Here is a 19,847-nt window from a genome sequence, read left to right on the forward strand (position 1 = left end):
TACGAGAAATTCTCTAATCCAAGCTACTATTTCTATAAGCACAGTGTATTCCCTTACATTATTTATGTCAAGGAAAATTTTTAAAAAATTTATATAAAATTTATATAAAATTTATATAACTCAATTATCCTCCACGCCAACCGCGCCATATCAAATTATTATTCATTCTATTTTAGAAATTTCTGCGACAAAGTAATTTTTCTTACCACGTTTAGTGATAACTAATTTACCTTCAAAGTTAGCATCTGGATTAACAATGAACTCAGTATCCGTAATCTTTTCACCATTAATTGATATTGCCCCGTTAGTTACATCCTCACGTGCTTGACGTTTAGAACTAACAACCTCAGTGTCTACTAACCAATCAACGATGTTTTTAGAATCAGAGTTAACAGAAACTTTAGGCATTTTTTCAAATGCAACCTCCAACTCATTAACGCTTAGTTTTCGAATATCTCCTGAAAAAAGAACCTTAGTGATCTTTTCAGCTTCTTCCAACTCTGCATCGCCATGAACGAATCGTGTCACTTCAGAAGCCAAAGCCAACTGAGCTTCCCTTTTTTCGGGTTCAGACACTAATTTACGCCCTAATTCTTTAATTTCTTCTTCACTTAAGAAAGTAAAGAATTTTAAGTATTTCAAAACATCTCTATCATCTTGGTTTAACCAAAATTGGTAAAATTCAAATGGTGAAGTTCTTTCGGGATCTAACCAAATTGCGCCACCAGCAGTTTTACCAAATTTAGTACCATCTGCTTTCAACATAAGCGGAATTGTTAATCCAAAAACGGGTTCGTCTGATCCTTCGATTTTATGAATTAAATCTATACCACTGGTAATATTACCCCATTGATCTGCGCCACCAATTTGAAGTTGGACATCCATGCTATCATGCAAATGTTTAAAGTCAATTGACTGAAGAATTTGGTATGTGAACTCAGTAAATGAGATACCACCATCAAGGCGACTTGCCACAATATCTTTAGCCAACATTGTATTTACATTAAAATTCTTTCCGTAATCTCTCAGAAAGTCCAATAATGAAATATCCTTTAACCAATCATGGTTGTTTACCATTCGAATGTCGGCACCAGCGCCAAAAAGTTTCTTCATTTGTTTTGATAAACTATCAACATTTTCTTGAACTTGTTCAATAGTTTGTAATTGTCTTTCAGTTTTTCGGCCACTTGGATCCCCTATTGTTCCGGTTCCTCCGCCTATTAAAATAATAGGATGATGTCCCATTAACTGAAATCTTTTCATCATCATAAAAGGAATTAAATGTCCAATATGCATACTACCACCGGTAGGATCCACACCACAGTATAGTGATATTTTTTTATTCGCAACTAATTTCGCTAAACCCTCTGCATCAGTTTGTTGATTTACCGCATCCCGCCATGTTAATTCATTAATAATATTGTCTGTCATTTCAAACTCCTCCTTTGTTGTACAAAAAAAGCCCCTTCGACTGCTACCAGCCAAAGGGACGAATACACCGTGTTACCACCCTAATTGTACGCTAACTAAATCATCAACGTACCACTTCATTACACCCTATAACGGGAGTGAGCCGCGGTATTTTTCTTCAAGATGTAATTCATTAACAACGTTTTGATATCTCGCATTATCCGATATCTTTCTGAGCGGAAAACGCGTTAACTACTTTCCTTGCAACCGTATTCTTTATATATACTATAAATCTATATTATAAAAATATCAAACAGAAATAATTAATTATATGTCCATACTTTCATGTAGATTAAATAATATATTCAATCGATATATTATACACATTTTTATGAAGTTAGATAAATATTTTCTATTTATCTAATTTTTGATCAACACTTTTTGTTTCTCTCAATAAAAAGATTGCGGCTAACACTCCGATAATCATCATGATTAATGAAGTTAGAACAACTTGAATCATCCCTTTGTTAAAGGCCGTCAACACAATATCTTGAACTTTAGTAGCGTATGGTGTTGAAATCATTTTTTGACTCCACGCAACCATGTGTCCTGAAAAAGCGCCAGCGTTCACTAATGCCTGATGAATACCAGTCGCTGCTGCGTTAGGCATATGACTATCACTGAAGCCGGTATTCAAACTTGCTTCATACGCTTTAGTTTGTGCCAAACCAAGGACAACCACACCTACCGTAATCCCAATTTGTCGAAAAACATTCAATAAACCTGAAGCCATGCCAATTTCTTTCGGATTAATATTATCCATAGCAGCCGTATTAATCATCGGATTAATAATTGCATTTCCCAGTCCTGTTAAAACAAGAAGGGGTAATAATTGTAAATAAGTAAAATCAGTCGTTGAAACTCGACTAAATGTAAATAGACCAACTCCGGCAATAATAAATCCAAATGCAATCATCCATTTCTTACCAAACTTGTATCCTAAAACGCCCGTAAATGGTCCTAGAACAAGCGACCATAAACTCATAGGTAATTGTCTCAATCCTGTGGTAAAGGCTGAGTATCCCATGTAATTTTGCATTAAACTCGTTTGATAAGCAGCTAATGCAAAAATCCCTGCTCCAAGTGCAAATGCAAGAATAACCACGCCAACAAAATGACGATTTGTTAACAATGTTAGATTCATCATTGGCGATTTAACTTTTAATTCCACAAAAACGAATATTGCCAGAATTAAAATTGAAGCAATTAACCATCCCATAATACGCATATCCGTCCATGCCCAATGCATGTGTTGTTCTTTTTGAATCAATCCATATATGCCGGCGAACAATCCAATTGCTGAAAGAATCATACCCATAAAATCAATTGATTCTTCAGCGCCATATGCAGGTGTTTCTTTTACATTTCTGAAAACCAAGTAAACCGCAATAATACCAACTGGTAAATTAACAAAGAAAATTGAAGGCCAGCCAAAATTCTCAACTAGAAGACCGCCGACCAAAGGCCCAATTGCCGTTGAAAATCCGATAACCGAACCTAATATACCAAGTGCAGTCCCACGTTCGCGTCCTGAAAAGTTAGAGGCCACCAAAGCCATTGATAAACTCATCATTCCTGATCCACCTATTGCTTGAACAGCTCGACCAATATCAAGAACAAGTAAGTTTGGTGCAAGTCCATTGACAACTGAGGCGATTGTAAATAAAATCATACTTAAAATAAATATTTTTTTCCGGCCAAACATGTCTCCTAATTTTGAGACAATTAATAAACTGACGGCAAACATTAACGTATAAGCATTTAAAATCCATTGTAAGTTACTAAAAGTTGTTTTAAAATCAATTGCCATGCTTGGTAATGCCACATTTACTACTGTAACATCCAAAAGTCCCATAAAAACACCTAGACTCATAGCGAATAATGCTACCCAGCGATTTGTTTCTTTTTTCATTTTTTATTCCCCATTTTCTGTATCTCTTTTATTTGCGTTTGAATCCAATTCATTTTTGTTTCAAGAACCGTCATAACAAAATCTGTAGTCCGAATTTGCCATTGGTAATAGTCCTCTGTAGTTGGATGAGCTTCCCTTAAATCTTCTAAGTGGTTCTTAACGGCCATATAAACATGGAAGTCTGCATCTAATTCACCGAAATAGTCACGCAAAATGGCAACTTGATCGACCACACTCATATAGGTCATCCCTCGCATTTTAAAACGATACATATCATCCCATTTTGAATCATGAACAACAGGTTTTTCCATTAGTTCATGAAAATAGTCCCGTCCTGATTCAGTAATATACGCCGTCTTAGTCCCACGAGCATTCTGGTCCTCATCAAAACAAATGTACCCTTTAACCTTTAGTTTATCCAGAACGGGATATAAAACGCCATTTGAAATTTTCCTTCTTGGCGACATTGCATTTTCCAAAATCAATCGTAATTTATAGCCTGACATATTGCGACTCATTAACGCCGCTAGAATTAATAGCTCATACATATAAATTTAAAATCCTTTCTCCAATACTTCTTTTAGACATGTCTGTTAGACTCATATAAGTATAGTTCTTTTAGACATATTTACAACCTTTTTTCTAAATATAGTTTATCTTTTTTATTTATCCTCTTATAAAGCTTATTCTTTGCCAATCTACCAGTCGTGTGCTAAATTCTAGATACAATAACTAATTAAATAAGGAGATCTTACAATGGCAAAATTAACAGAAGATATGAAGAAAATGATTTCTGAACAACTTAATTTTCTCTCAACCGCAGATGAAAATGGCTTTCCACAAGTTGGTCCAAAAGGATCAATGCGTGTTTTTGATGATACACATTTGATTTACAATGAAGAAACGGCAAAACAAGCCCTACACAATCTTCAAGATAATGGTCGTGCGGCAGTTGCCGTTGTTGATCGCCCTAACTTAAAAGGGTTCCGTTTTGAAGGAACGGCTCACTTATTTAATTCAGGTGAAATTTTTGATAATGCCGTAGCATTTGGTGCAGAACGTCATTTACCAGAAACTCATTATGCCGTCGTTATTGATATCGAACGTATTTATAAATTAGATGCCGGCCCAACAGCCGGCGACATGATTGCCGATTAAATAATAACGAAAAAAGACTGAATACCATAAATGGTATTCAGTCTTTTTTCGTTATTATTCCTGAGATAATTGTTCCAAAATTGCTATTCCAACACCATCTTCAACATTTGTTTTTGCTCGATGGTTAGCAACATCTTTATTTTCTTGATGCCCATTCTCCATGGCATAACTAACACCTGCCACTTTCAACATTGAGATATCATTCAGGTTATCACCGATTGCCATTACATCTGACATTGGAATACCCAGATCATCAGCAAATCGTTTCAATGCAATACCCTTCTGCGCGTTACCATGATTCACTTCAAGGTTATTGTCTCCAGAAGAAGTAACAACCAGCGTGGTGTTTTCTTCAATCTTATTTTTTATAACCAATAAATCATCAGCTCCATCAGTCTTTCGAATAAGTACTTTAAACAGATCTATCTCTGTATTATCAATTATTTCGTTATAGCTATCAACATAATGTATCGGCTGTAATCGCAATTTAACAACAGCCTCATCATATTTAAGTGGGTCATCCGAGTAAACGCCGTCTGATGTCATAATTTTAAAAAATACATGTTCATTTTTTAAAAGTTCAATCACTTTTTTTGCTTCATCTTTTAAAATTGGAAAACTATGAATTTGCGCCCCAGTTTCAGTTGTTGTAGCACCCCCATTGAAATTAATCATTGGTGCATTGATGCCCACCGCGTCAATCAAAGGTTTAACTTCATCATAACTGCGTCCAGTTGCGACTACAAAGGTTACTCCCATTGCTTGTGCCTTCTTAATAGCACTCGCGTTACCTTCAGAAATACTATTTTCATTATTCAATAATGTGCCATCCATATCTGATGCGATAATTTTAATCATAAATACTGCACACTCCTAATTCAATCATATTTTCAGTTCAATAACGGTTTAAGCATAGCATGCTATCCAACAAGTGTAAACGGTAACATAACTTTAGCTCTTGTTATAAACCACCAACTAGTTTTCAACAGTTACATCAAACCCAGATAACTGATTTGAAAATAATGATAGTCTATTTGCATAACTTGGATGATCATTATTGGCCTTAACCACATCTTTAAGCGTACTTAACTGATCCGTAATAATACCATCTACGTCCATAAACATCATATTTTGCATAACGCTATCATCATTCACAGTCCAGGCGTACACGTCTTGCTTCTTATCATGGGCCTGACTAACAAAGGTGTCATTTAAAGTTGTTGCTTCCATGGTATACGCATTCGCTGGCGTATTAGGGAACGAAATATTATAAGGCATAATAAAACTGACATAGAGATTTGGCGCTTGTTTTTTCACTTGTGAAACAACGTCATAACTCAAAGAATGGATTCTATTTTTATCGGCTAGCATTCTTTTCTGGTATTTTTTCACGAAATTTTTAGTCATATTGGGACTATCCTGTGGAGATACCTTAATTTCAACCAATAATTTTTGATGATGTTTTTCCGCCGCATCTAAATATTGATCAAAACTCGGAATTTTTGCTGAATACCCATTTTCACTAACCGTTAATGCTGTTAATTCTGACAACGTTAAATCATGGACAGTTCGGTTAACCCCAGCTAAAGCTTCTAGGTTAGGGTCATGCATCACAACAAATTGGTGATCTTTTGTCTCCTGAATATCCATTTCAATATAATCCGGCTTCTCTGCGGAGGTCTTCTCCAATGCAGGAATTGTATTCTGTACCCCGTTTCCATCGTCAACTCCCCGATGTGAAATAAGGACCGGATAGTCTCCAAGCAGCCCTTTTAAATAACCATAATTATAGATGGAGACGGTTCCCGCAATCAGTAAAATAGCAAGCGTTACACCGGCTCGACGCAATCCAATCATTCGTTTACTTTTAGTGTGTATTTCTTGAACCGGTTGTAGCTGTGGTTGATGTTGTTCAAAAATATCCAAAGCGATACCCAATAACAAAACAACACTTAACGCAAGAACAACTTGGCTAAAGAATTCTAGAAGAAGTAAATTAACCATAGCTATTACTAGTGCCTGCCCCTGTAAATGAGTGTCCGCATAACTTTGAATTGCGTATAAGCCAATTTGACTAATCACTGCCAAAATCGCCAGAGAAGTTGTAATAACTAACCCTTTCAATAAGGTTGTCCAAAATCGGCCGCGGGCTGAATCCCAACTTAGCTTAATTAATTGACCCGTTCTTTTTTCAGAACTAAATAATAATGTTGGTAAAAAACTAATTAATCGGATAGAGAAGAAAAAGGCCAATCCATAAACAATCAGTATAGGTCCCCAAATAGTTGGGCTCGCCCACATATCCTGGATAATAAAATCGGGAATTGTCACTTTACTCAACAGGGAGGACTTAAATAATACTTCCCCAAAAGGCAGAATCAATACAAAATACCAAGTTACGAGTAATGCCGTCAAAGGACGTAACGCAAGGACATCGTGGATAGATTGTTTTAATAATACCTTATACCCAATTTTCAAATCATAACGAATAGATCGAATACTTCTAATCATAAAAGCCATCTGAACGTACACGATTCCTAAAATGGCTAATATTACCAGAATAAGCTCAATCAGCAGGATTGGCCTATTTACAATCACCGAGATGATATTAGTGTAAGTTAAATATTCAACATGATTACTACTGAGTATCGTATTGACTATCACAGTCAGTATAGGTTGGATCACCTGCGATAAAATGAAATTTGTCCCAATTACTAGGAGAAGATACAATTTCCAATGACGAAAAAATACTCGATAACTTTTATTTAAAAAATGTAAGGTTCGATGCATAAGTATCCTCCAATTAGATATTTAATTTATACTTCTCATAATATCACAGCCTTATTCATTTTTACATTTATCAACCTTCCATATTAAAATGATTATCACATTCATCAGTAATAATAGTCAAATTTTTACAATAATGCATATTAATATACTTATAAAGGATAAAATAGTAACATGTAGTTAAATACTAATATATATTTTTTTAGTGTTTAACTATATTTAGTCCAAAAATGATGACTTTAAAAGCTTTATAAAAAGGGGGCTATTATCATGATCGAATCATATAAAAATTTCTGGAACAACATCACTAATTTCTCTGACACGGCACGTAGATCAGATTTTTGGTGGCCAGCTATTATTAATACCATTGTTGGGTTCTTAATTGTTAATATTTATACCTTTTCTGTAGGTCATCCGATAACGGATATCTACAATTTCAGCGATCTGGCTCTTGCAACCGGAAGAAATATCGTCGTATTCTTAGTATGGCTTGCAAACTTATCAGTAACCGTTCGTCGTTTACATGATACGGATCGTTCTGGCTGGTGGATTTTACTTCAACTAATCCCTATCATTGGTTATATCTGGTTCATCATTTTAATGGTTTTACCAGGAAAATCAAATCGCTGGAGCTAATTTCAATAAACTAACTAAATAAAGAGTCGTGCAATCGTAATTGATTGTGCGACTCTTTATTTTTATATTCTACGGTGCATCTACCAATGCCCAGTTGAGTTTGGCTGCGTATGCGCCTTTATAATCAGCACTATGCGCGACCATCAAAACACCTTGGTCATCCGCCCATTTAATGGGTACGTCATCGCCATTTACGGTTGTTTTATCGTATACCTTTACCGCCGTTCCAACGGTAAATTCTGTTTGGCTGGTACCCGTTTTATAAACTAATGCTTCTTTCAGCACATGTTCATTTGCCGTCCCCTTGCCTGTTGTAAAAGGCTCTGTTAACGTTAAGTCAACGTGCCAATGGCTACCCGTTTTTCGGGTATCTTTCACTCTAACGTCCCAGTCATTCCCTCTACTAATATCAACGGACTCTTTGCCCGCTGGTATTTCTATTGATCCATAACTGGTTGTCGTAGGGATATTTACAAACTGTAAAAGCCCCGCAGTTGCAACATTAATCGTAACTGTCTCAACATTTGATTTAGCGCCATCTGAATCCACGGCGTAAACACTTACCTTATGTGTTCCTAAAGGTAAGGAAGTGGCCGAAACCGTTGATGAATAATTATGATTTTGCCCTTTTGGATCATTTTTAACGTCACTCGCAAATGAAACGGCGCTACCACCATCTACAGAATAAGACAAGTTGGCAGTATCACTATCAACATCTTTCCAAGTACCATTAAATTTGTAAGCATCACCCTCAGTCACATCAACTGATTTACCGGCATCAGCCAAGTTAATGGTGGGTGCCTTGTTTTGTGAAATTTCATAACTTAATGCATTAGTTTTTGTTAAATAGTTGTCACCGTTCAATGCGGCTTCACTTTGTTTTACCATCCCTACCTTATCGGCGGTCACATCAAAAGTAATATAAGCCGAACTATTAGCATCGGTAGTATACGTTCCCAATTTACCTAAATTAACCTTAGATAACGCCTTGTTTGACCAAGATGAGTCGGGTAACGAAGTCGTTTTTTCAGTTCCGTCTTGCGCTTTTTTAACAACTTTAAGCGTTCCGGGTTTGTATGTCACGTCCCCGTCTAACTTGAAGTCAGCTAAGATATTTTCCCAATCTTGTTTACCACTTGTATATTTTGAACCGACTTTATAATGTAAGTTATCGCCCAAACTAACTTTCTTACCAGTAACATCTTTACCGGCAACAACGTCACCAGAACTATTGGTTACCGTCTCGGTAGCTTCTTCGTTAACTAGTCCAGGAACTTTAGCGAAAGCAACTTGATTATTTTCGGTACTGCTACCTGTCGACCCAGTAAATCCCCAAACAACATCAGTCCCACCAAAAATAGTTTGTGGATCAATTTTGACACTGACTACCGGTAACACTACCGGGGTTTCGTCTCCTACCTTGTCCTTTATATCTCCATAAGAATACTGTAGCACTTTGGTTGCCGCATTCCATTTAACATTGAATGAATGCCATCTATCATTCGACATTTGCTGAATACTTTGTACATTGTTATGATTTAATATTCGGTTCCCTTCGCCCTTATCCTTGTACGTTGATTCCTGACCTGGGAATCCCCATGCCAAATGATCACCAATTTTCCAACCAACATTCCAATCAAACCCATCATTATAATGAGAATCAAATTCCACCGCAAAACTATTTTGAATACCATCGAACGGACCATAATGTACATCGCTGGCCCAGACGCCCATTTGAGCACCGCTACCTTTAATGATTTTGTTACCTCGATCCTTATCATTTTGCATAACAAAGGCCATACCATCAGCAGCATTATCAAACATCCCACCAAAATAGACATACATGGATGATTCAAAATCCTTCGTTAAATCCAATGTATTATTCTCTGTTGACCAAATTGCCCCATTTTTATTATTTCCTTTATCTGGGGTAAGCTGAACATAACTCTTCTTTGTCGCCCCATTTTGGACAACTGTACTATCAGATCCGGCTGGTGTCGTAAAGATATTATCTAATTTAATACTTTGAGGTGGATTATTTTCATAATTCGCCTGAACATGCGTTTCCCCCAGTGCCATGTAGCTCAAAATGATACCCACTATACTGATTGCTAAAATCATTCTTTTCATTTCAGAAATCCCCTTTTTACGTGCTGGCCGTCTTTTTAACCTATGTACTAACAAAACAGCATTTTTAAGTTTACTTATTTCAATACAAAATAACCCGGGACAGCCCCACTGTCGCAGATTATTTTTGTGGCGCATCAGTTAACGACCAATTAATTGTGGCCGTATAAGCACCAATATAATTTCCCGCCGGAACCATCAAAGTAGCATTCGTATAAGGCATACTCCAAGTTCCCATGCCTTGACCGACATCAGCTCTAACACTTGATTGTGAAGCAGCATTCAGTGTCAATTCATTTACTAATGTGCCTGGTGCCTGTCCGGTACCCGTACTCGTCGCCGTTTTCGTTCTTAATTTTAAAACGGCTCCATTTAATAAATGTCCACCCTCTGAGTCACTTAATTTAAAGGGAGATCCTAATGAAACTCGTAAATCCCAACCTTCGCCTGTTCCACGAGCATCTGAAACCTGTGCTGCTATAGCTGAACCATCACTTGCTGTTCCACTGGAAGTTAACGTCGTTGCCACACTACTTATTTCAGACTTACCAAAATTAAAATTTGGCGCCGCCGCGATTGAAAGCCCGCTAGCCCCTCCCGTTAAATTAACCGTTGCGTCAGTTGTCCCGTTCAATACCGGATCACTTGCAGCAAAAACTTTTGAAGCCGTTATTCCAAACATAATACTAATACTAAAAATTGCTAAAATATATTTAATCATTTTGTTTCCCCCACAGTTATATGAATACCATAGTTATTTTATCCGCTATGATATTCATTGAAATCAAAATCGGACCTGGTTCATCCATCCGCATCAGATGATATTTTCCAAAGCACATCATCTCGCATCGCTATTATGGCCCCCGCCGTAGCATTTTGTTTCGGTCTAATTCTGCCTAAGCATTGGCCCTCGAATAAAACCAACACTCCTTTATACTTAACCCAACCATTTCTAATATTGCAACTAGCGCAATATTTATCTCATACGGTCATTCCTTTCTACCCTCTAAAACTATGTAAGTTTATACGTAAAGCTTTCGCACACTGTATAATAACATTAAATTAACCCCGTATACAATTATAAAGGGTAGCTATTTTAGATAAATAACTTATTATTTATCTGCCTTTAACTAAAGTCTTATTAGGTTTATAAGTAATAAAAAAAGACATCCCTAAGAATGACTTTTTTATTCTGACCCTTATTTAATACCTTCATTATATTGATACAACAGCAATTCCATAATAGCAATTAACGAAACATGCGATGTCATTTCAATCCGATTTTGATACAATTCATCGGTGAATAAATATAAATTGATATTACTCATATTTTGGATGGTATTATTATTCGCACCCGTAATGGAAACTAATAACGCATATTCACGTTTTCTTTCAATAATTTGCAGAATCTCAATCAGTTCCTTGTCCTCACCATCGTAATTGAAGACAAATAATAAATCATCAGGTTGTATATTACGGTAAGCCAGTTGACGTTGTTCAAAATTTTTAGGAAAAATAACAATAAAATTATTTAATGTATAAAGATATTCAATATATTCAGCTGCATACTTACTGAAGCCCTTCGCGAAAATATATAAATGTGGTCGTTTATTCATTACTGCTGTTATTCTATTTAATTTATCATTATCTAAAACACGGACGGTTTCATTAATATTTTTTAAATATTCTTCGCGATATTCTACCTGGTTAATTGCGAAGGTTTTATCTTTTTCAATATTATTTTGAGTGATCATTGTATATTTAATGACGGTTATAAATTCACTATAACCAGAAAACCCAATTTTACGAACAAATCTTAGAAATGTCGTGGTGGATACGAAACATTCAGCCGCTAATTCACGAATATTTTTATTTTTAATGCTATCCATATTTTTAATGACGAAATCTAATAAAATTTGTTCATTCTTATTAATTTTCTCAATGTTTCCATTAACAATTTCATAAAAGTTCATTTTACACCCCCGTATACGTTGGTAATGCGTCCACGATACTGTGTACGTTACCGCCGCCTAACAAAAGTTCTCGTGCATAAACAGGTTCTACCTTACGATCTGGAAATAGTTGAGACATTTTCTCGATAGCAATATTATCTTGTGGATCATCAAAAACGGGTAAAATTAAAACATCATTCGCGAGATAGAAGTTAACGTAACTCGCCGTTAGCCGGTCTCCTGGATAGCGTGGCAGAAGACCATTTACCAAGTCAACGCCGTTACTTTCATCTTCAGTAGCAAATAAAGGTTTTGGTATTTGTAATTTATGAATCTTAAATTGGCGACCCTTCGCATCTGTAGCATTTTTTAAAACATCATATGCTTGTTGCGATATCACATATTGTGGATCATCCACATCATCAGTCCAAGTAAGTACTAATTCCCCAGGTTGCACAAAACTCAACATGCTATCAACGTCGCCGTTAGTTTCATCCATATAATAGCCATATTTAAGCCAAATAATTTTTTCAACACCTAGATAAGCTTTCAAAATCGTTTCTACAACAGGTTTAGTCATTTGACCATTCCGACCCTCTGACAAGATGGATTCCTCCGTAACAATCAGAGTCCCCTCACCATCGGTATGAAAAGCGCAGCCTTCCAGGATAAATTCTTCTAATCGATAATAATCAATTCGATTAAGTTCACATAATTTTTCTGCAACTTGATCGTCCATATTCCATGGGAAGTATAGGCCATCAACTAGTCCGCCCCATGCGTTGAAGCGCCAATCGACGCCTCGAATATCGCCTTGGTCGTTCAATACATAGGTTGGCCCAATATCTTTTATCCAAGCATCATCAAAGCTCATTTCAATGACCCTAATTGATTCTGGCAATAAATGGCGGGCATGTTTATATTGTTGTCTTGAAACCAACATAGTCACTGGTTCATAGCGACTTACAATTACCGCAATCTCAATAAAGGCACGGCGCGCATCATTTGCGCCATTACGCCAGTTGTCGGGGCGTTCTGGCCACATCATTATTGATTCATGGTGTCGAATCGTTTCTGCAGGTAGATAAAAATGATCTTTTCGAGGTGTTGATCCCATAATTTTCATAAATGAACCCCATTCCGTATTTCTTTCCTTTAATCAGTATACACTAAAGAAGTAACTAGCTTGAGACGACTAGTTACTTCTCTAATTATTGATGAATTGTGGTTCCTTTTGTTCCACTGATAATATCTTGAACATCTTCTAAAGCGCCAATCACGGCAGGATTACCTGTCTTTTGCACAAATTGAACGGCAGCTTTTACTTTGGGCATCATGCTACCCGCAGCAAATTCTTTATCATCAATATGGCCTTGTATTTCCTCGGCCGTAACATCAAAAATTTCTTCCTGATTTGACTTACCATAATTATAAAAGACGCCACCAACAGAAGTTAAAATAATTAACTGATCGGCATTGATTAATTCAGCAATCTTAGCAGCACTAAAATCTTTATCAATAACTGCTTCAGTCCCAATTAATTGATTTTCCTTACGAATAACGGGGATACCGCCACCACCTGAGACAATTGGAATAATACCAGCATCCACAATTTGTTTAATAGCCGGATATTCTTTGATTTCAAGCGGTTGAGGTGAAGGGACGACCCTTCTATAACCTCGCCCAGCATCTTCAACCAGCGTCCAGTCAGGATGCAATTGAGTCATCTGTTCTAACTCTGATTCCTTATAGAAAGGACCAATTGGTTTAGTTGGTTTCTCAAATGCTTGATCATTTTCATCCACAATCGTTTGTGTCACAATTGAAACGACACTTCTATCAATCTGCTTTTTAGCCAATTGTTCTTGCATAGCATTTTGGAACCAATAACCGATACTTCCTTGAGTCATAGCGCCACAAGTATCTAAAGGCATAGCTGGATTTTTTTCACTATCCGCTGCTTGTTGCTGTAGCAATAGATTACCAACTTGTGGTCCATTACCGTGCGTAATAATTAACTGATCACCATTTTCAATAAATTTAATTAACGCTTTGACTGTTCCTTGAACTGCTTCTTTTTGAGCATTGGCAGATGCATCATTCGATAAGATTGCATTACCGCCAAGCGCGACAACAATTTTCGCCATCATAATCTCCTATCTGCCAACTGGGACTTGTTGCGTAATGCAGTGAATATCGCCACCGCCTAATAAAATTTCACGTGCCAAGATGCCGACCATTTCACGATCAGGATATAATTTTTGTAAGGTTTCTTTAGCCTTTTCATCCATTGGATCGTCGAAAAGTGGGTAGATAATTGCACCGTTAGCTGTGTAATAGTTAACGTAGCTAGCTGCCAATCGATCTCCTTCTAAACGTGGCAATGTCCCATCAACTGCATCTACGCCTTCACTTTCTTTAGCCGTAATTAAAACTGGTTTAGGAACATATAATTTTTCAACTTGAATTTTACGACCTTTAGCATCTGTTGCGTTTGTTAAAATATCATAATTTTCCTTAGAAATTGCATATTGCGGATCATCTTGATCATCCGTCCATGCCAAAGCGATTTGACCTGGTTTAACGAAATTAGCAATGTTATCAACGTGACCATTGGTTTCATCTAAATAAATCCCATTTTTTAACCAAATAACTTTTTCAACATTTAAGTATTCTTTTAAAATGCTTTCAATCTGTTCTTTTGATAATTGAGGATTACGTCCATCAGATAATAAACATTCTTCGGTTGTAATTAACGTTCCTTCCCCATCAACATGGATTGATCCACCTTCTAGCACAAAGTCATCTAGTCGGTAACGATTGCGGCCTTCTAACTCTGATACTTTTTGTGCAACTCTATCATCTTTGTCCCAAGGGAAATATAGCCCATCAACTAGGCCACCCCAAGCGTTAAAGGTCCAATCAACGGCACGAACGTCGCCTTTGTCATTAACAACAAATGTTGGTCCACAATCACGAATCCATGCATCATCGCTTGATATTTCTGCCACTTCAATATTGTCAGCAAGTACATGACGCGCATTCGTATATTGACGATCGCTAACACCAACTGTTACTGACTCAAACTTAGCAATTGCTGCTGCTACTTCAGCGAAGACAGCTTGGGCTGGTTTTGCCCCTTCTCGCCAGTTATCTGGACGTTCTGGCCATAAAAGATAAACGCCTTTATGTTCCTCGAACTCGCCTGGCATATGGTATCCGTCTGTTTTTGGAGATGTGTCTAAAGTTTTCATAATTTAATTACTTCCTCTCTCGGTTTATTTACCTTGTTTTTCAGCATAATTAATACAAATTTCACCAATAATAATTGTTATAACGGTTCCCACTAATACCGGTATTTTACTACTTATTTCTGCTTGACCACCATTCAACGGAAAGGCCGTTAAAATTAATGTCAAAATTAAGAGGACCATCGGAATCCAAGTCATTAATTTAATCATCAGTGGTCTGCCTGGAACTTTAAATGGACGTTCTCGATCGCCATCAATCTTACGTAAGCGTAAAAATGATGGGAACATTAATATATATGAACCTAATAGCGCAACAACATTTAAGGAGAAGAACGCCCAGAAAATGTTGGGATTGGGGATAAATGGTGCGGCAATAACCAAGACAGTTGCGATAACACCATTTAAAATAGTTACCCCAATTGGCATATGGCTTTTTTTACTTTCTTTTTTGAAGATTTTTGGTAAGTCGTTATTTTTAGCAGCGTATAAGGCAACATAATTAACCCCTGCTGACCAAGAAACTAGATTAGAAACCAAGGTGTACATGAAGAGTACCCCAATCGTAACAACAAACCAGTTATAGTGTCCAACTAATAATAGAATACTATCCATTAATCCACCAGATGTTGATAGTTGACTACTTGGAATGGCAGCTCCCATTCCAAATGCAGCAAAGAGGTAGAAGACGGCAATTAGAACACCACCCCAGATAATAGCTTGTGGAATTTGTTTCTTAGGATTTTTCATATCTCCGGCCATTGTAGCCACAACTTCAAATCCTAAAAAGTTGAATAGAATTACAGATATATAGCCTAAGCTTGTTGCGTCAAATTTAGGTAACATTGCTGTTCCTGAAAAATCATTAGCCAAACCGTGAGTAGCTGCATGGTAAATACCTAGGCCACCCACACTCAACATGATAATCACTTTCGCAATTGCGGCTAAATTCAAGATCCATTTACTATCTGCAATTGGGTAACAACAAATAATAGTAACACCCCAAATGAATAAGAGTTCGATTCCAATACCCATTCCCGTTCCTATTTTAACTCGGAAAATTTGTTCAATTACTTCATTGAATAAAACGGCTAAACTAGCCATCCAGATGGGGAAATTAATCCAATAGAGCCAAGCGGCTCTTCCGCCCCATTTTCTACCAAAGGCTCTTTTAACCCAATCGTAAATACCACCTTCATCATTATAAGTCGTTCCCAATTCCGCGGAAATTAACCCATAAGGTAGAAAGAAGAATAAGAGAAGTGCTCCCCACCAGAAAAATTGTGATGGTCCAATAGCGGCCGCAGGTGCTGCAGATTCAACAACTAATACTACAACTACCGACATTAAGACTGCATCAAACAGTCTGAATTGTTTCTTTTCTTGCATAGTCTCCGCCTCCATTTATTGACAAATCAGAAATTATTTCGTTGAATCAACTCGATTTATCAATAAATTTTTTAGCGTGTCATCCTTCAAAGAATCAAGCAATTCGTCGGAATAATTCATACTTGGTGCCATTAGGTAAACTAATAATGCTCTCATTGCTGTTAATCTATTTTCTGCTTCATCCCATGCAACTGATGCTTTTGAATCTAGGACACTATCTGTCACTTCTTCACCACGGTTGGCTGGTAAACAATGCATGAATTTGGCGTTGGCATTTGCTTTAGCCATTAATGCGTCATTAACTTGGTATTTAGGATAGAAGATTGCCATACGTTCGTCATATGTCAATGCTGCTTCGTATAAGCCATACCAAACATCTGTATAAACGAAATCTGCATTTTTCATTGCTTCTTCAACATCTTCAGTAATTAAGACGCTACCACCTGATAATTCAGCATTTTTTTGGCCAATTGCTAATGTTTCTGGTTTGATTTGGTAGCCTTTAGGACCATATTGAACGAATTGCATGCCCATTTTAGTTGTAACAAACATTAATGAAACACAAACTTGGGTTGCATCCCCTACAAAAACAACTTTACAATCGCTTAATTTTTTACCAGCTGGTAAGTTTTCAGCCATTGTGATGATATCGCCAATTTCTTGTGTAGGATGGTTATAATCGCTCATCCCATTTAATACAGGAACGGTTGATTTTTCTGCAATGATCTCAATCGTTTCATGTTTAGCAACACGAGCCATTAAAATATCTACCAAACGAGCTAAAACAATTGCTGTATCTCCCAATGATTCGCTTTCTGAACTACCTAAATGAATTTGTCCCGGTGCTAAGTATTGTGCATGTCCACCAAGTTGTGTCATAGCTGTTTCAAAAGCGACACGTGTTCTGGTTGATGATTCTTCAAACAACATACCTAAAGTCTTGTTACTTAATAGTTGAGGATAATTGCCTTCTTTAATATCCTTCTTCATTTGAATTCCTAAATCAATTAAATATTGAATTTCGTCTTTCGTGTATGTCTTAGTATCGATAAAATCTCTTTTCATAATAAGCATCTCCTATATATTTTTTATTTTTTCTACACCCCTAATATAAGTTGTTTTAAGACTAATTAATAGCCTTTTAGTGCCTATCGTTTGTTACCATAATACTGTGTATTTTGTTCCATTTTGCGTAACAAAATACATCGCTCTCATTTTAGTTATAGTATTATTCAAAAAATGAATAATACTATAACTAAATAGTTTCATATGCATATACGCTCTTGTACATTCAAAATGTTCATCTGTATACTTTGGGGTGTTGAAGAACTTAAACATAACTAACTGGAGGTAATACAAATGACTGTAAAAATTACTGAAGATATGAAATTTAGTCCATCGTTTGATTATATAGATAATGGAATTGAACATGGTGTCCTTAGCCCGTTCGAAACTAAAGAAGTTATTTTAAAAAAAGGCCAACAAATCGCTGAAGGATTTAAACCTCTTTCATGCGATATCAGAATGTTAAAAGACGTACCTGTAAAATTACGTGATGGTGTTACTATCTACACCGATGTTTATTTACCCGTAACTGAAGATAAGGTTCCTACATTAATCGCTTGGAGTCCTTACGGTAAAAGTGCCGGAACAGCTCCTCGTTATAAAAATCTATTTGGAATGCTCGGTATGGGAAACCAATGGAATTCAGGTTTAACAAAATTTGAAGCACCAGATCCAGCATATTGGGTAGAACATGGCTATGCCGTCTGCAATCCTGATATGCGTGGAATCGCACATAGTGAAGGTAATACAACTATGTTAGGCTCACAAGAAGCTCAAGATGGTTACGATTTGATTGAATGGTTAGCTGCACAATCGTGGTCTAACGGTAAAACTGCCTTAACAGGAACATCTTACCTTGCATTCTCACAATGGTATATTGCTGCAGAAATGCCACCACATTTAACATGTATTAACCCAACTGAAGGACTTGCCGATGGCTATCGCGATTTAGCCTTCATTGGTGGAATTCCTGATGAAAATTTCATTGAACGTTTAGCAGTTAACCATGTTAGCGCCAAAGGTGCACAACGTGAAGATTTAGCCAAAGAAATGCAAGCTGCTCCTTTAGCAGATGCACCTATCTGGGAAGATAAAGTTGCTGACCCAAGCAAGATTACGATTCCTGCTTTCGTTATCGCAAGCTATTCAAATACGTTACACACATTAGGAACATTCCGTTCATGGCGTACATTAGGCTCAAAAGAAAAATGGCTTCGCATTCACGATCGTCAAGAATGGCCTTATTACTATGACAAAGCTAACACTGAAGAATTACGTCGTTTCTTTGACTATTACTTACTTGGTACAGAAAATGATTGGCTTGATACACCTCGAGTTCGTTACAGCGTACTTGACTTTGAAGGTGGTAACCAAACTGATATTCCAGCTGAGGCTTTCCCTCCAGCTGAAAGTAATAACACAAAATATTACATGAATGGTAAATTCAGAGCATTACAACAAAAACCTGAACAAGAAGATCTTCCAGTAAAATACTTGGCTGGTGGTCTTCCAGGACGTACCTCTTTCCAAATGACTTTTGATGAAGAAACACAATTTATTGGTTATCCTAAAGCAAAATTATTTATGCAAGCCGAAGGATACAACGATATGGACGTCTTCGTTTGGGTTCAAAAATTAGATAAATTCGGAAATGTTTTAAGTGAATTTGTTGTTCCTAATCATGGTGCAGCACTTCAAGATTTCACTCAAGAAGGCGCTTCTGCATTACGTTACAAAGGAGCTTGGGGTCGATTACGTGCTTCAATGCGTCAATTAAATTCTAAAATTTCAACTGATGAAATTCCGGCTTATACGTTTGATAAAGTTAAAAAACTTGATGACTCAGAAATTGTAGAGTTAGATATTGTATTAAGTCCAGTCGGATTATCATACAAAGCAGGCGAAACATTAAGAATTGTGATTAGTTCTAAAGATGAATTAGGTGCCGTAATGCCCGGAACACCTGGATGTACTCCAGATAACAAGGGTATCCACGTTCTGCACACTGGTGGCGAATATGCTTCATATGTACAATTACCTTTAATGAAAAAATAATCAATCACGCTTGTTGAATTAATATGTTTGTAGTAACTTTAGGTGAAG

Annotated in this window: 16 protein-coding genes; 3 read left to right on the forward strand and 13 right to left on the reverse strand. The window is 36.8% G+C overall.

Annotation, left to right across the window (positions count from 1 at the left end):
• Positions 1 to 162 precede the first annotated feature (162 nt).
• The 3 genes from tyrS to N0K73_RS00870 all read right to left on the reverse strand — a co-directional run bounded on the left by tyrS (position 163) and on the right by N0K73_RS00870 (position 3,930).
• Positions 163 to 1,431: a tyrosine--tRNA ligase gene (gene tyrS, locus N0K73_RS00860; protein WP_112250949.1), complete on the reverse strand. Its 1,269-nt coding sequence runs from the start codon at positions 1,429 to 1,431 to the stop codon at positions 163 to 165.
• Between the two features lie 391 nt (positions 1,432 to 1,822).
• Positions 1,823 to 3,382: an MFS transporter gene (locus N0K73_RS00865; protein WP_112250951.1), complete on the reverse strand. Its 1,560-nt coding sequence runs from the start codon at positions 3,380 to 3,382 to the stop codon at positions 1,823 to 1,825.
• Positions 3,379 to 3,930: a PadR family transcriptional regulator gene (locus tag N0K73_RS00870; RefSeq protein WP_112250953.1), complete on the reverse strand. Its 552-nt coding sequence runs from the start codon at positions 3,928 to 3,930 to the stop codon at positions 3,379 to 3,381. The genes N0K73_RS00865 and N0K73_RS00870 overlap by 4 nt, the downstream gene beginning before the upstream one ends.
• 208 nt (positions 3,931 to 4,138) lie before the next feature.
• Here N0K73_RS00870 and N0K73_RS00875 point away from each other — a divergent pair, with 208 nt between their 5' ends.
• Positions 4,139 to 4,540 carry a pyridoxamine 5'-phosphate oxidase family protein gene (locus N0K73_RS00875; protein ID WP_112250955.1) on the forward strand — a complete coding sequence of 134 codons (402 nt, stop codon included), beginning with the start codon at positions 4,139 to 4,141 and terminating at the stop codon, positions 4,538 to 4,540.
• Between the two features lie 54 nt (positions 4,541 to 4,594).
• Here the strand turns inward: N0K73_RS00875 and N0K73_RS00880 are convergent, their stop codons facing one another.
• Together N0K73_RS00880 and N0K73_RS00885 are read right to left on the reverse strand one after the other, a co-directional pair.
• Positions 4,595 to 5,398 (reverse strand): Cof-type HAD-IIB family hydrolase, encoded by an 804-nt coding sequence (locus N0K73_RS00880; protein ID WP_112250957.1) that lies wholly within the window; start codon positions 5,396 to 5,398, stop codon positions 4,595 to 4,597.
• Positions 5,399 to 5,515: 117 nt separating this feature from the next.
• Positions 5,516 to 7,330, reverse strand: coding sequence for a glycerophosphoryl diester phosphodiesterase membrane domain-containing protein (locus tag N0K73_RS00885; protein WP_112250959.1), 1,815 nt, complete (start codon positions 7,328 to 7,330; stop codon positions 5,516 to 5,518).
• 267 nt (positions 7,331 to 7,597) lie between these two features.
• Between N0K73_RS00885 and N0K73_RS00890 the strand changes: the two genes are divergently transcribed.
• Entirely contained in the window at positions 7,598 to 7,963 is a 366-nt protein-coding gene (locus tag N0K73_RS00890; protein ID WP_057974691.1) for a DUF805 domain-containing protein, read from the forward strand.
• A 69-nt stretch (positions 7,964 to 8,032) separates the two neighbouring features.
• Here the strand turns inward: N0K73_RS00890 and N0K73_RS00895 are convergent, their stop codons facing one another.
• The 8 genes from N0K73_RS00895 to ptcA form a co-directional block, all read right to left on the reverse strand.
• Complete coding sequence (locus N0K73_RS00895) at positions 8,033 to 10,093, reverse strand: lectin-like domain-containing protein (protein WP_284063888.1); 2,061 nt, start codon at positions 10,091 to 10,093, stop codon at positions 8,033 to 8,035.
• Positions 10,094 to 10,211: 118 nt separating this feature from the next.
• A complete protein-coding gene (locus N0K73_RS00900) occupies positions 10,212 to 10,811 on the reverse strand; it encodes a WxL domain-containing protein (RefSeq protein WP_112250963.1) in 600 nt (199 codons plus the stop codon).
• A 478-nt stretch (positions 10,812 to 11,289) separates the two neighbouring features.
• Positions 11,290 to 12,063 carry a MurR/RpiR family transcriptional regulator gene (locus tag N0K73_RS00905; protein ID WP_057974688.1) on the reverse strand — a complete coding sequence of 258 codons (774 nt, stop codon included), beginning with the start codon at positions 12,061 to 12,063 and terminating at the stop codon, positions 11,290 to 11,292.
• A 1-nt stretch (position 12,064) separates the two neighbouring features.
• Positions 12,065 to 13,168, reverse strand: a complete 1,104-nt coding sequence (gene aguA, locus N0K73_RS00910) for an agmatine deiminase (protein ID WP_112250965.1) — start codon at positions 13,166 to 13,168, stop codon at positions 12,065 to 12,067.
• A gap of 85 nt (positions 13,169 to 13,253) precedes the next feature.
• Positions 13,254 to 14,189, reverse strand: a complete 936-nt coding sequence (arcC, locus tag N0K73_RS00915) for a carbamate kinase (protein WP_112250967.1) — start codon at positions 14,187 to 14,189, stop codon at positions 13,254 to 13,256.
• 9 nt (positions 14,190 to 14,198) lie between these two features.
• Positions 14,199 to 15,296 carry an agmatine deiminase gene (gene aguA, locus N0K73_RS00920; protein WP_057974685.1) on the reverse strand — a complete coding sequence of 366 codons (1,098 nt, stop codon included), beginning with the start codon at positions 15,294 to 15,296 and terminating at the stop codon, positions 14,199 to 14,201.
• A 24-nt stretch (positions 15,297 to 15,320) separates the two neighbouring features.
• Positions 15,321 to 16,679 (reverse strand): APC family permease, encoded by a 1,359-nt coding sequence (locus N0K73_RS00925; protein ID WP_112250969.1) that lies wholly within the window; start codon positions 16,677 to 16,679, stop codon positions 15,321 to 15,323.
• Between the two features lie 33 nt (positions 16,680 to 16,712).
• Entirely contained in the window at positions 16,713 to 17,744 is a 1,032-nt protein-coding gene (gene ptcA, locus N0K73_RS00930; RefSeq protein WP_057974683.1) for a putrescine carbamoyltransferase, read from the reverse strand.
• A gap of 294 nt (positions 17,745 to 18,038) precedes the next feature.
• On the opposite strand from ptcA, the gene N0K73_RS00935 reads away from it, so the two are divergent.
• Positions 18,039 to 19,799, forward strand: coding sequence for a CocE/NonD family hydrolase (locus N0K73_RS00935; RefSeq protein ID WP_112250971.1), 1,761 nt, complete (start codon positions 18,039 to 18,041; stop codon positions 19,797 to 19,799).
• Positions 19,800 to 19,847: the final 48 nt, after the last annotated feature.

The organism is Dellaglioa algida, assembly GCF_030127605.1.
Lineage (GTDB): Bacteria > Bacillota > Bacilli > Lactobacillales > Lactobacillaceae > Dellaglioa > Dellaglioa algida.